13 protein-coding genes are annotated in these 13,073 nt (G+C 67.5%); all 13 read right to left on the reverse strand.

Annotation, left to right across the window (positions count from 1 at the left end):
- Nucleotides 1–24: 24 nt before the first annotated feature.
- The 13 genes from dapF to ABS642_RS05330 all read right to left on the reverse strand — a co-directional run bounded on the left by dapF (nucleotide 25) and on the right by ABS642_RS05330 (nucleotide 13,041).
- Entirely contained in the window at nucleotides 25–897 is an 873-nt protein-coding gene (gene dapF / locus ABS642_RS05270) for a diaminopimelate epimerase (RefSeq protein WP_350352513.1), read from the reverse strand.
- A gap of 45 nt (nucleotides 898–942) precedes the next feature.
- Nucleotides 943–1,470 carry a dihydrofolate reductase family protein gene (locus tag ABS642_RS05275; protein ID WP_282217366.1) on the reverse strand — a complete coding sequence of 176 codons (528 nt, stop codon included), beginning with the start codon at nucleotides 1,468–1,470 and terminating at the stop codon, nucleotides 943–945.
- Nucleotides 1,471–1,507: 37 nt separating this feature from the next.
- Entirely contained in the window at nucleotides 1,508–2,422 is a 915-nt protein-coding gene (gene miaA / locus ABS642_RS05280; RefSeq protein WP_350352514.1) for a tRNA (adenosine(37)-N6)-dimethylallyltransferase MiaA, read from the reverse strand.
- On the reverse strand, nucleotides 2,419–3,966 hold the full coding sequence (miaB, locus tag ABS642_RS05285) for a tRNA (N6-isopentenyl adenosine(37)-C2)-methylthiotransferase MiaB (protein WP_350352515.1): 1,548 nt from the start codon (nucleotides 3,964–3,966) through the stop codon (nucleotides 2,419–2,421). The genes miaA and miaB overlap by 4 nt, the downstream gene beginning before the upstream one ends.
- A gap of 47 nt (nucleotides 3,967–4,013) precedes the next feature.
- On the reverse strand, nucleotides 4,014–4,922 hold the full coding sequence (locus tag ABS642_RS05290) for a regulatory protein RecX (RefSeq protein WP_350352516.1): 909 nt from the start codon (nucleotides 4,920–4,922) through the stop codon (nucleotides 4,014–4,016).
- A complete protein-coding gene (recA, locus tag ABS642_RS05295; RefSeq protein ID WP_282217370.1) occupies nucleotides 4,922–5,977 on the reverse strand; it encodes a recombinase RecA in 1,056 nt (351 codons plus the stop codon). The genes ABS642_RS05290 and recA overlap by 1 nt, the downstream gene beginning before the upstream one ends.
- A 267-nt stretch (nucleotides 5,978–6,244) precedes the next feature.
- Nucleotides 6,245–6,469: a DUF3046 domain-containing protein gene (locus tag ABS642_RS05300; RefSeq protein WP_116635169.1), complete on the reverse strand. Its 225-nt coding sequence runs from the start codon at nucleotides 6,467–6,469 to the stop codon at nucleotides 6,245–6,247.
- Between the two features lie 23 nt (nucleotides 6,470–6,492).
- Entirely contained in the window at nucleotides 6,493–6,801 is a 309-nt protein-coding gene (locus ABS642_RS05305) for a helix-turn-helix transcriptional regulator (RefSeq protein ID WP_060925763.1), read from the reverse strand.
- A gap of 141 nt (nucleotides 6,802–6,942) precedes the next feature.
- Nucleotides 6,943–7,431: a nicotinamide-nucleotide amidohydrolase family protein gene (locus ABS642_RS05310; RefSeq protein ID WP_350352517.1), complete on the reverse strand. Its 489-nt coding sequence runs from the start codon at nucleotides 7,429–7,431 to the stop codon at nucleotides 6,943–6,945.
- A complete protein-coding gene (pgsA, locus tag ABS642_RS05315; protein WP_282217373.1) occupies nucleotides 7,428–8,003 on the reverse strand; it encodes a CDP-diacylglycerol--glycerol-3-phosphate 3-phosphatidyltransferase in 576 nt (191 codons plus the stop codon). Before pgsA ends, ABS642_RS05310 begins: the two co-directional genes overlap by 4 nt.
- Nucleotides 8,003–10,720, reverse strand: a complete 2,718-nt coding sequence (locus tag ABS642_RS05320; RefSeq protein ID WP_282217374.1) for a DNA translocase FtsK — start codon at nucleotides 10,718–10,720, stop codon at nucleotides 8,003–8,005. Before ABS642_RS05320 ends, pgsA begins: the two co-directional genes overlap by 1 nt.
- A 73-nt stretch (nucleotides 10,721–10,793) precedes the next feature.
- Nucleotides 10,794–11,288, reverse strand: a complete 495-nt coding sequence (locus ABS642_RS05325) for a GNAT family N-acetyltransferase (protein ID WP_282217375.1) — start codon at nucleotides 11,286–11,288, stop codon at nucleotides 10,794–10,796.
- 76 nt (nucleotides 11,289–11,364) lie between these two features.
- The gene (locus ABS642_RS05330) at nucleotides 11,365–13,041 is read right to left on the reverse strand and encodes a ribonuclease J (protein WP_350352518.1); all 1,677 of its coding nucleotides are present in this window, start codon (nucleotides 13,039–13,041) and stop codon (nucleotides 11,365–11,367) included.
- Nucleotides 13,042–13,073: the final 32 nt, after the last annotated feature.

The raw sequence follows: 13,073 nt of genomic DNA on the forward strand, positions 1-13,073 counted from the left end.
GACGCGGCCGCCGTCTGAGAACGATCAGACGAGGTCTACCTCGCCCTGGAACACCAGCTGGGCGGGTCCGGCCAGTCCGACGTGCTCGCCGTCCTCCGCCGGGAACATGCGCACGCTCAGCGTGCCGCCCGGCACCTCGACCTGCCAGTTGTTCGGTGCCTGCTCGCCGGCCCAGTACCGCACCGCGAGTGCCGTCGCGGCGATCCCGGTGCCGCAGCTGAGGGTCTCGCCGACGCCGCGTTCGAAGACCCGCATGCGCACGTGACCGATGCCATCGCGGACCAGAGGCTCGCCCGGCACCACGAACTCGATGTTCGCACCGGCCGACAGTGCAGGCTCGAGGTCCGGCGGGCGGTGCAGTTCCGCCGCGGCGAGTTCGGCCTCCGAGGCCAGGGCGACGACGACGTGGGGGTTGCCGACGTCGATGCCGAGACCGGGACGCGTGACCGGCAGCCCGTCCACACGCACCAGGGGGTCATCCCCGGAGAGCTTCCACAGGCCGAGATCCACCTGATATCCCGTCGCGCTCCGCGTCACGTCGCGCACGCCGGCCCGTGTTCCGATGGGCAGGGTCGAGCCCTGTTCGATCGTGGCGAGCCCCGCACGCACGAGGAAGTGCGCGAACACACGGATGCCGTTGCCGCACATCTCGGCGATCGATCCATCGGCATTGCGGTAGTCCATGAACCACTCGGCGTCGGGTTCTTCCGCGAGTGCGGCGGCGCCCTCGGCGATCGCAGAGGACCGCACCACGCGCAGGATTCCGTCCGCGCCGATTCCGAAGTGCCGATCGCAGAGCACGGCGACCTGCTCGACCGTCAGATCGAGCTCTCCGTCGGGGTCGGCGATGATGATGAAGTCATTGCCCGTGCCGTGTCCTTTGGTGAATGCGACCATGAGCCCAGTCTAGGGATTGCGGGAGGGCGGCCCGGTCCACGCCGCTCAGGCGCGCAGCACCCGATACCGACCGCAGAGGAAGCTGCGATTGCGGGCGACGTCGAGGAGTTCGAGGTCGAGTTCACGCGGCAGCAGCGGAGCTCCGGAACCGAGCGTGACCGGCGCATACTGCACCCACACCTCGTCGAGCAGTCCGGCATCAGCGAACTGCCCCGCGAGGTCTCCTCCCCCGATGACCCAGAGGTCCTTGTCGCCCGCGGCCTCGACCATCTCGGCATGCACCTCGGCGATGTCGGCCCGGGTCAGACGGATGTCGGCCCCATCGGGAACCTCGAGGTCCCGATGCGTGAACACCCACGCCGGCTGGGTGTACCCCCAGCGGCCCTCCTCGTGTCGCATGACCCATTCATAGGTCGAGGCGCCCATCGCCAGCGCACCGATCGTCTTCTCGAACCCCTGATAGGCCATCGGCCCCTCCGGGTCGATGTCCTGCTTCAGCAGCCAGTCGAGCGAATGCTCGGATGTGGCGATGAACCCGTCGAGGCTGGACGCCGTGAAGAAGTGTGTCGTCATTCCGACAGAGTGGCATCGACGTCCGACATCCGCTCCTTCAGACGTCGAGGATCCTGTGGACGTCCGCGGGCGCATCGTGCCATTCGGCCTCGCGGTACCGCTTGAACCAGGAGACCTGGCGTCGGGCGTAGCGTCTCGTCAGTGCCTGGGTCTCGGCGATCGCCTCCGCTTCGGACAGTCGACCGTCGAGCTGTCCGAGCGCCTGCGCGTAGCCGATCGCGCGACTCGCGGTCACGCCGCCCTCGAGGCCATGACGGCGAAGACCGGCGACCTCATCGACGAGCCCCGTCGCCCACATCCTCTCGACACGGGCATCGAGGCGTTCGACCAGTGCCGCGCGATCGACCTGCAGGCCGATGATGCGGGTGCACGGGTGCCAGAGCGTGGGGTGCTCGGGGAGCGCAGCGCCGTGCGTGGCCCCGCCCTGCTCGAGGACCTCCAACGCGCGGACGACACGTCGACCGTTGCGGGGGTCGATGCGCGCCGCGGTCACCGGATCCCGTGCCCGCAGGCGCTCCAGGAGGACGTCCGGCCCATCCGCTTCCAGCTCCCGCTCCAGCCGCTCGCGGATCGCCGGGTCGCGCGGGGGGAAGTGGAACTCGTAGACGACGCTCGAGACGTAGAGACCGGAGCCGCCGACGAGGATCGCGTCTCCCCCGCGCTCGTGGATAGACGTGATCGCCGTCCGCGCCTGCGGCTGGTACCAGGCGACCGCGGCCTCCTGATCGACCTCGCGGACGTCGAAGAGATGATGCGGGATACCTCGTCGCTCGGCGACCGGAAGCTTGGCGGTGCCGATGTCCATGCCCCGATAAAGCTGCATGGCATCCGCGTTCACGATCTCCGCGGGGTTGCCCTGCGAACGCAGAGCCTCAGCGAGGTCGAGAGCGAGGTCGCTCTTGCCGGTGCCGGTCGCGCCGACGACGGCCCAGAGTCGCGGGCCGTCGGTCACACGCCGACGCGCAGAGTGGGAAGACCGAGGGAAACGGCTCGGGGGCCGCCGTCCGAGGTCGGAGCCGGCACGGCGCAGGACTCGGACTGCGCGCGGTCCCAAGCGTCTCCGCCGCGGGTACGCCGGATTCGCAAGGGTGCACCCGTGGGGTCGTCGGCGAGCAGGTGGAAGGGGGCCGCGTGCGTGACGGTCACGGTGACGACGTCGCCGGGTCGCGGCAGGTCGGAGCCGGGGGTCACCTCGAAGTGCACGAGGCGGTTGTCCTCCCCGCGACCGGTGAGGCGGTGCGTCTCGGCATCCTTCTTGCCCTCGCCCGTCGAGACGAGCACGTGGATCTCGCGGCCGATCTGCTTCTGGTTCTCCTCCAGGGAGATGCGCTCCTGGAGGGCGATCAGACGGTTGTACCGGGCCTGGACGATCTCCTTCGGCACCTGGTCTTCCATCGTCGCGGCGGGCGTGCCCTCTCGGATCGAATACTGGAACGTGAAGGCTCCCGAGAAACGCGCCTGCTCGACGACGCGCATGGTGTCCTCGAAGTCCTCCTCGGTCTCACCCGGGAAGCCGACGATGATGTCGGTCGTGATCGCGGCGTGCGGGATGCGCTCGCGGACGCGGTCGAGGATGCCGAGGAACCGTTCACTGCGGTACGACCGCCGCATCGCCTTGAGGATGCGGTCGCTTCCGGACTGGAGCGGCATGTGGAGTTGCGGCATCACGCTCGGCGTCTCGGCCATGGCGTCGATGACATCGTCGGTGAAGGCGGCGGGGTGCGGACTCGTGAAGCGGATGCGCTCGAGGCCCTCGATCTCGCCGGCTGCGCGCAGCAGCTTGCCGAACGCCTGACGGTCGCCGAACTCGACGCCGTAGGAGTTCACGTTCTGTCCGAGCAGCGTGACCTCGATCGCGCCGTCGTCGACGAGCAGTCGGAGCTCGTTCAGGATGTCACCGGGACGACGGTCCTTCTCCTTGCCGCGCAGGCTCGGCACGATGCAGAACGTGCAGGTGTTGTTGCAGCCGACCGAGATCGAGACCCAGCCACTGTGAGCCGAGTCTCTCTTGGTCGGCAGCGTCGACGGGAAGACTTCGAGAGACTCGAGGATCTCGAGCTCGGCGTCGCCGTTGTGGCGTGCACGCTCGAGGAGACCGGGCAGCGAGCCCATGTTGTGCGTGCCGAAGACGACGTCGACCCAGGGCGCCTTGTCGAGCACGGCCTGCTTGTCCATCTGTGCGAGGCAGCCGCCCACGGCGATCTGCATGCCGTCCTTGCGGCGCTTCACGGAGGCGAGATGCCCGAGCGTGCCGTAGAGCTTGCCGGCCGCATTGTCGCGCACCGCGCACGTGTTGATGATCACCACGTCGGCCTCGCTGCCCTCGGACGCGCGGACGTATCCGGCGCTCTCCAGAGAACCGGACAGACGTTCCGAGTCGTGGACGTTCATCTGGCACCCGAAGGTGCGCACTTCGTAGGAACGCTGTCGGCCGTCGACATCGATGGCCGCCGACGACGCGCTGATGATCGTCGGTTCGCTGCGCGGGATAGTCATGATCCTCCCATTGTACGAGCGGATCACAGCCCGAGGAGCGACGCGGCTCAGTCTGAATCCACGAAGCGGACACCCGACGATGAGCCACCGGACGAGACCTCGCGCAGCGCTGTCTTCGCTGCGTTCATCGCCACCGCGCCGTTGTATCCGCGGCGCGAAAGCTGGCCGACGAGGCGACGCACGGCCGTGTCGTTGTCGAGTCTGGCCATCGACCGGGCCTTGCTGCGGGCGTACTCGAGAGCGCGCTCGGAATCGTCGTCGGGCAGTTCGTCGAGGGCCGCGTCGATCACGTCACGCGGAAGACCGCGCTGCGACAGGGCCCGAGACAGCGCGACTCTCCCCTGCCCCTTCCGCTCGACTCCGGACGTGACGAGCAGACCGGCGAGGACGGCATCGTCAAGATATCGTCGCCGGGTGAAGTCGTCGATCACATCGTCGATCTGACCTGCTTCGAGGCCGTGTCCGCGGAGAACCAGCCGGGCCTCAGAGATGGAGAGCGACTTGGCTCGAAGTTTACGGAGCAGCGATTCCTCGGCGGTGGCGCGGATCTCGTCAGGTGACTGCACGGGCTCCGAGCCGTCGTCGTCCAGTGCGGCCTGAAGATCGCGCAGGGCGCGAAGCTTCGGTGCAGATTTCTCCGCCGGCGACTTCTCCGCCGGCGACTTCTCCGGTCCTGCAGCCTTCGCCGCCGCTGCCCCTCGCGCCGGGTGGCGGTCACTCGGCGTGCCGATCTCTCGCGCGTCGCCGATGGGCGTCGGCTCAGACGGACCGTCCCACGTCGAACGCCACAGTCCGGAATCGCCGGTACGGCGTGGCACGACCGCTTCAGCTGTGCCTGCATCAGCCGCAGACGACGACTTCGACGCAGGCGCGTTCTCGGAGCCGGCGGTCTTCTTGCCGAAGAGAGGGATGATGGGGGCGATCCGCTCGGAATCGCCCCCACGTGTGTCACTCATCAGGCCGGACGACGCTCGGCGAGCTCGTCAGCAGCCACGGGAGCCTCGGGTGCGACGTGCCCGCCGATGCCGAGCTTCTGCTTGATCTGCGTCTCGATCGCCAGAGCGACGTCGGGGTTGTTGAGCAGGAAGGTGCGGGCGTTCTCCTTGCCCTGGCCCAGCTGGTCACCGTCGTAGGTGTACCAGGAGCCCGACTTCTTCACGATCCCGTGCTCGACGCCGAAGTCGATCAGGCTGCCTTCGCGCGAGATGCCGACACCGTAGAGGATGTCGAACTCTGCCTGCTTGAAGGGCGGCGCCATCTTGTTCTTGACGACCTTGACCCTGGTGCGGTTACCGACCGCATCCGTGCCGTCCTTCAGCGTTTCGATTCGGCGGATGTCGAGTCGCACCGATGCGTAGAACTTCAGGGCCTTACCGCCGGCCGTGGTCTCGGGAGAGCCGAAGAAGACACCGATCTTCTCGCGCAGCTGGTTGATGAAGATCATCGTGGTGTTCGTCTGATTGAGACCACCGGTGAGCTTTCGCAGAGCCTGCGACATCAGTCGCGCCTGCAGACCCACGTGCGAGTCGCCCATCTCGCCCTCGATCTCGGCACGGGGCACGAGAGCCGCCACCGAGTCGATGACGATGAGGTCGATCGCACCGGAGCGCACGAGCATGTCGGCGATCTCGAGTGCCTGCTCACCCGTGTCGGGCTGCGAGACGAGGAGCGCATCGATGTCGACGCCGAGCTTGGCCGCGTAGTCGGGGTCGAGCGCGTGCTCGGCATCGATGAATGCGGCGATGCCGCCGGCACGCTGCGCGTTCGCGATCGCGTGGAGGGTCAGCGTCGTCTTACCGGAGGACTCCGGTCCGTAGATCTCTACGATGCGACCACGCGGAAGACCTCCGACGCCGAGAGCGACGTCGAGGGCGATGGAGCCGGTCGGGATGACGGCCACAGGGGCGCGATCATCGCTTCCCAGGCGCATGACCGAGCCCTTGCCGAACTGGCGGTCGATCTGGGCGAGTGCTGTCTCGAGGGACTTCTCGCGGTCGGCGGGTGATGGCATGGTCTGCTCCTTCTGTTCGCGTGGTGCCGCCTGTAGGCTGCCGCGGCACTCCCGACTGGGAGTAGCTCTCCGACAAGGCGTATGGCTCTGGGCCTGTTCCTCACCGTAGAAGGAGCCTCCGACATTGCGTCGGAGTATCCGGGAACCGTGTGGAACGAAACTCAGAGACCACTTGTGCAGAAGACTACGCCCGCTTCGAACAGATCTTCGACGACACGCCGCGATCGGCGTGTCGGATACCGCACGACTCGAACGTGACGCGAGACGTCAGCGACGCCGAGGTTCCTGACGGCCGACGCCGTGTCGCCGGTTCTCCGGCACGTCCATCTCCGCGCAGAGCGCGAGCCAGATGTCGCGGGGCGGTGCACCGTCGGCGAGAGCCTCGACGGCGGTCCGGTTGCCGAGCGCACCGAGAACGAGATCGTTCACCAACGACGAGGCACGGGCCTGGAACTCCGTCTCGACGGCACGAAGGAACTCGCTACGACGCATCCTGTCTCCGGGCCGGCAGACGGTCAGTGCAGGGAGAGCTCGGGCTCGATCGACGCCACGAGGTCATCGGGGACGACATCCGGGAACACCTGGATGCCCTCGAGCACGGAGATGCGATCGCCGACCTCGCGCATGATCGTCGAGATGGGTACGTCGAGCGCATCGGCGACGGAGGCGAGGATCTCGCTCGACGCCTCTTTCTGACCCCGCTCGACCTCACTGAGGTATCCGAGCGCGACAGAAGCCTTGCTTGCGACCTGCCGGAGGGTGCGCCCCTTCTGCAGGCGGAAGTCCCTCAGCACATCGCCGATTTCCTGTCGTACAAGAATCATCGGAACCTCCTCCCCGTTATATTCACCGAGTTCCCCCTCGATGAGACAGCCAGTCTAGTCCCCTTGGCTTGCACAGAATCTACCCCTGCACTCTGTGGTTTCAATGTGAGCACATCGGAGACAACCGCAGAATGCGCGCCACTATTCCTGCAGCATCTCGAGCAGGAATCCGAGCGCGTCGGAGACGGAATGCGCACGGATCGCGGCGCGGTCGCCATCGAGGTGCAGCTCCCGCGTCTGCGTGGCGAAGGGCGTGACGACTCCGATGTGCACGGTCCCGACCGGTTGGCCGTCCGGTGAATCCGGGCCGGCGATCCCCGTCGTCGATATCCCGACGTCGGCCGCACGCCCACCGACGCCGACGACACGTCGCACCCCTTCCGCCATCTGCCGTGCGACCTCCGGATGCACGGGCCCATGCTCGGCCAGTGTTCCCGAGTCCACGCCGAGGACGGTGTGCTTGACCGGGGTCGCGTAGGCGACCACTCCCCCGAGCAGGACCGCGGATGCGCCGGGTATCGACACCAGCTCCGCACAGAGCGCTCCGCCGGTGAGGGACTCCGCCACACCCAGCGTCCATCCGCGACGCTCCAGTGCGGACAGCACCTCGGCCACCGGGGAAGCGCTCACGACTTCTGCCGCGACCCTCTGACCTGAGCGACGATGTAGTCGATGCCGCTCGCCACGGTGAGCACCAGCACGATGATCATGAGCAGGAAGGTGATGAGAGTCCAGGGGCCGAGGCCGATGACGACATGGAGGGGAAGCAGCGCCCAGCCCAGAGCCACGCCCTGGAAAGCGGTCTTGATCTTGCCCATCCAGGCGGCGGCGACCACATGCTCGCTGGCCACCATGAGCCGATGGACGGTGATTCCCCACTCGCGGATCAGGATGATGACGACGATCCACCAGTCGACCTCGCCGAGGATCGCGAGCCCGATGAATCCGGCACCCGTCAGCATCTTGTCGGCGATCGGATCCCACAGCTTGCCGAAATCGCTGACGATGTCGTACTTGCGGGCGAGATAGCCGTCGACCCAGTCCGTGGAGATGCCCACGATGAACAGGATCGCGGCGATCCAGCGCAGCGTCGGCTCCGGAATCCCGTAGGTGCCGCCGAGCAGGAGCAGGATGAAGAAGACGACGGCGAGCGGGATGCGCGCGATCGTGATCGCGTTGGGCAACTGCCGTGGAATGGCCATCAGTCGCGACCCGTCAGGCCCCAGGCGTCTTCATCGCCCTCGGCCTCCACGACCGGCAACCCGCTGAACTGCGCCTCGACCGGATCGTGCGAGGGAGCAGCAGAGGCCGCCGACGTCACGGAAGGCGCAGAGGGTGCAGACGGCGCGGCAGGAGCATCCTCGCCGCGGAGCTTGGCCATCACCTGGGGAAGCTGTTCGGCGGTCGCGAGCACGTCGCGCGCCTTCGATCCCTCCGACGGGCCGACGATCTCGCGCGACTCCAGCAGGTCCATCAGACGACCGGCCTTCGCGAATCCGACACGCAGCTTGCGCTGCAGCATCGACGTCGAGCCGAACTGGGACGACACGATGAGCTCGGCGGCCGCGAGCAGCAGCTCGAGGTCGTCGCCGATGTCTTCGTCGACCTCTTTCTTCTTGGTCGGCTCGAGCGCCTCCTGCACGTCGGGACGGTAGTCCGGGCGCGCCTGGCGGGTGACGTGCTTGACGACCGCGTCGATCTCCTTCTCATCGACCCAGGCGCCCTGCAGACGGAACGGCTTCGAGGAGCCCATCGGCGAGAACAGGGCGTCGCCCTGACCGATGAGCTTGTCGGCTCCCGGGCTGTCGAGGATCACGCGGCTGTCGGTCACGCTGGTGACGGCGAAGGCGAGGCGCGACGGGACGTTCGCCTTGATCAGGCCGGTCACGACGTCGACGCTGGGTCGCTGCGTGGCGAGGACCAGGTGGATGCCGGAGGCGCGGGCGAGCTGGGTGATGCGCACGATCGAGTCCTCGACGTCGCGCGGGGCGACCATCATGAGGTCCGCCAGCTCGTCGACGACGACCAGGAGGTACGGGTACGGCTTGAGCACGCGCTCGCTCCCGACCGGCAGCTCGACCTCCCCGGCGCGCACGGCGCGGTTGAAGTCGTCGATGTGGCGGTAGCCGAACGACGCGAGGTCGTCGTACCGCATGTCCATCTCCTTCACGACCCACTGCAGCGCCTCGGCCGCCTTCTTCGGGTTCGTGATGATGGGGGTGATCAGGTGCGGGACGCCCGCGTAGCTGGTGAGCTCCACGCGCTTCGGGTCGATCAGGACCATCCGCACGTCGGCGGGCCGCGCCCGCATCAGCAGGCTCGTGATCATGGAGTTCACGAAGCTGGACTTACCGGAACCGGTCGAACCGGCGACGAGGAGGTGCGGCATCTTCGCGAGGTTGGCGATCACGATGTTGCCGCCGACGTCCTTGCCGACGCCGATGGTCATCGGGTGCGTGCTCTTCTGGGCGGCGGGAGAGCGCAGGACGTCTCCGAGCGCCACCATCTCCTTGTCGGCGTTGGGGATCTCGATGCCGATGGCGCTCTTTCCCGGAATGGGCGAGAGGATGCGGACATCGTTCGATGCGACGGCATAGGCGAAGTTGTTGCTGAGCTGCAGGATCTTCTCGACCTTGACGCCGTGGCCGACCTCGACCTCGTACTGCGTGACCGTCGGGCCCCGCGAGAAGCCCGTCACCTTCGCATCGACCTTGAACTGCGTCAGCACGCTGGTGATCTGCTCGATGACCTTGTCGGTCGCCTCGGAGCGCATGACGGGCGCAGGCCCCTCTACGAGCAGGCCGGGCGACGGCAGGATGTACGGGGCCACGGGGGCCTGAGGCCCTCGGTCCCCCGGACCTTCGGTGCCGAAACCGTCGAGGCCCGGAAGCTCGGGCATCTCGCCCGTGTCGGACTCGTCGTCGAGAAGCGCGGTCGCCTGCTGCTCCGCGAGCGAGTCGGTGACCGAGCGGACATCGGTCAGCACTTCGGTGGCGGCGTCGTAGGGATTCTCGACCACCACGGCCTGGTCGTAGGCGGGGGTCGGCTCCGCCGTGTTCAGCAGAGCCGTGATGTCATCGGAGCCGAGAGTCCCCTCGTCGGGGTCCTCCTCACGGCCGGTCTTGTTGCGTCGCCACCACGGCAGCACGTCCGGATCGTCGACCTTGTCGGCCTCGTCGATCGCGGCCGCATCCTTCGCGGGCTTCTCGGTGCGCTCCGCGTCGAACATCCAGGCGTAGAGGTCGCCGAGGCGCGCGCCGATGCGGTTCGGCGGGGTCTTGGTGAGGATCAGGACGCTCAGTGCAGCGAGAAGCGCCAGCACGATGTAAGCGGGGATGTCGGTCAGATAGGTCAGCGGCTGGCCGAGCATCCATCCGAAGAGGCCGCCCGATTCGCTGAGCGCGAGCATGCCCTCCTTGGGCTGCGGGCGGGATCCGGCGACGTGGCATATGCCAGCGAGAGTCAGCACGAACAGCCCGAAGCCGATCCCGATGCGCCCGTTGTCGTGCACGGAGGACGGATGCCGGAACAGCCAGCCCGCGAGCAGGAGCAGCAGCACCGGCATGACGAAGGCGACGCGTCCGATCAGTCCTCCGACGGAGAACGCGCTGATGTTCGCGGCGACGTCGTTGCCGATGAAGAACCACTCGTTCACCGCACCGGCGACCGCGAGCAACACGAGCAGGAACGGGAATCCGTCGCGACGGTCGTCCTTCTCGAGGCTCTCCGGACCGAAGGCGCGGAACAGCCCTCCGACGCCGTGCGCCAGTCCCGTCCAGGCGCGGACCGCGACCGGCGGCCTGTCCTGCTCGTCGATGTACTTCTTGGGCGTGGGCTGGGCCTTGGGAGCCGTCTGCCGCTTGGGGCGCGACGATGCGCTCGTGGACGCACGCTCAGTCTTCGTGGAACTCCTGGCCATGCTCTCACGTTACGACGGACCGCCGACATATCCCCGTAATGACGCGGCTTTCCGCCGATCCGGCATCCGAGGCTCAGCCCGTTCGACGCACCATCGTGTCACGCATCAGACCCTCTGCCGTGACGTTGAACCCCTCGGACCGGTACAGGTTGCGCGCGAAGTTGTCGCGCTCCACGCTGAGGCTGATGCGCGCGTACCCCTGCGCGCTCGCCAGCTCCACGATGCCCCGCAGCAGCGTACGACCGACGCCGCGAGCCCGCCAGAGAGGGTGGACGCCGATGATGAGCTCCGGCACACCGGCGCCGACGTACCCGAATCCCGGCTCGTTCTGCGGCAGCATCCGGTACCAGGCGGCACCGACCGGAACGCCGTCGTCGCCGACGGCGATCAGTCCCTCGTCCGCGGCGCGCTTCCACCCGGCGAGGTATCGGCGGTGATCTGCGGACGTCAGCACCTCGTGCCGCGGCCGCACTCCCCCGGCGCGCCAGTTCGCGGCCTCGACGAGCATGTCGCCGAGGAAGACCGCGTCGGGTTGCGTGGCCCGCCGGGTGGAGAAGCCCGAGAACATGTCGTGAGCCTAGGGCGCGGCTGTTACGACGGTGTGTCGGTCAGCCGTGAGTGCGTGCGCCCGTCCGCGCGGGATGTCATGCCTCGATGACGAGCGGGACGATCATCGGACGCCGACGGAGCTTCTGGTTCACCCAGCGGCCGATCGTGCGGCGCACCACCTGCGACAGCGCGTGCGTGTCGCGGACGCCGTTCCCTGCGGCCTCCTTGAGTGCTGCGACGATCTTCGGGGCGACGTCGTCGAAGACGGAGTCGTCCTCGGCGACACCGCGGGCGTGGATCTCCGGTCCCGAGATGATGCGCCCGGTGCCGGCATCCACCACGACGATGACCGAGATGAACCCCTCTTCGCCGAGGATGCGGCGATCCTTGAGATCGGCGTCCGTGATCTCGCCGACCGTGGAGCCGTCGACGTAGACGAAGCCGAGATCCAGCTGCCCGGTGACGCGGGCGACGCCCTCCTTCAGATCGATCACGGTGCCGTTCGCGGCGATGATCGTGTTCTCCTCCGGGATTCCGGTGTCCTGGGCGAGCTTGGCGTTCGCGATGAGGTGTCGGTACTCGCCGTGCACGGGGAGCACGTTCTTCGGCCTCAGGATGTTGTAGCAGTAGAGCAGCTCGCCGGCGGCAGCGTGACCGGAGACGTGGACCTTCGCGTTCGCCTTGTGCACGACGTTCGCACCGAGCTTCGTGAGGCCGTCGATCACGCGGTAGACGGCGTTCTCGTTGCCGGGGATGAGGCTGGAGGCGAGGATCACGGTGTCGCCCTCGCTGACCTCGATCGCGTGGTCGAGGTTCGCCATGCGGCTCAGGACCGCCATCGGCTCGCCCTGCGATCCGGTCGACATGTAGACGATCTGGTCGTCGGGGAGATCGCGGGCCTTCTTGTAGTCGATCAGCACGCCCGCAGGGACCTTGAGGTAGCCCAGCTGCTCGGCGATCGTCATGTTGCGGACCATGCTGCGACCGAGGAACGCGACGCGGCGTCCGTTCGCGTACGCGGCGTCGATCACCTGCTGCACACGGTGCACGTGGCTCGAGAAGCTCGCCACGATGACGCGGCGGGGAGCCTTGGCGATCACCTGGTCGAGAACCGGTCCGATCGAGCGCTCGGTGGGAGTGAACCCGGGCACGTCGGCGTTGGTCGAGTCGACCAGGAACAGGTCGACACCCTCCTCGCCGAGACGGGAGAACGCCCGCAGGTCGGTGATCCGGCCGTCCAGCGGCAGCTGGTCCATCTTGAAGTCGCCGGTGGCGAGAACCATGCCGGCGGGGGTGCGAATCGCGACGGCGAGAGCATCCGGGATCGAGTGGTTGACCGCCACGAACTCGAGGTCGAACGGGCCGACGCGCTCCTCCTGGCCCTCGGTGACCGTGAGCGTGAACGCCTTGATGCGGTGCTCCTTGAGCTTCGCCTCGACGAGCGCGAGCGTCAGGCCCGACCCGATCAGCGGGATGTCGCTCTTCAGGCGCAGCAGATACGGGACGGCCCCGATGTGGTCCTCGTGACCGTGCGTGAGGACGACGCCGACGATGTCATCCAGGCGGTCGCGGATCGGCTCGAAGTCGGGAAGGATCAGGTCGACACCCGGCTGGTGCTCCTCGGGGAAGAGCACGCCGCAGTCGACGATCAGGATCTTGCCGTCGTACTCGAACATGGTCATGTTCCGGCCGATCTCGCCGAGGCCGCCGATCGGGATGACCCGGAGCGTTCCTTCGTCGAGGGCGGACGGTTCTGACAGGGGGATGGACATGCTGTCTCCTCAGTCGGACACTGTGCGCGTCC

It is taken from the genome of Microbacterium sp. A8/3-1, assembly GCF_040267695.1.
GTDB classification, from domain to species: Bacteria; Actinomycetota; Actinomycetes; order Actinomycetales; family Microbacteriaceae; genus Microbacterium; species Microbacterium luteolum.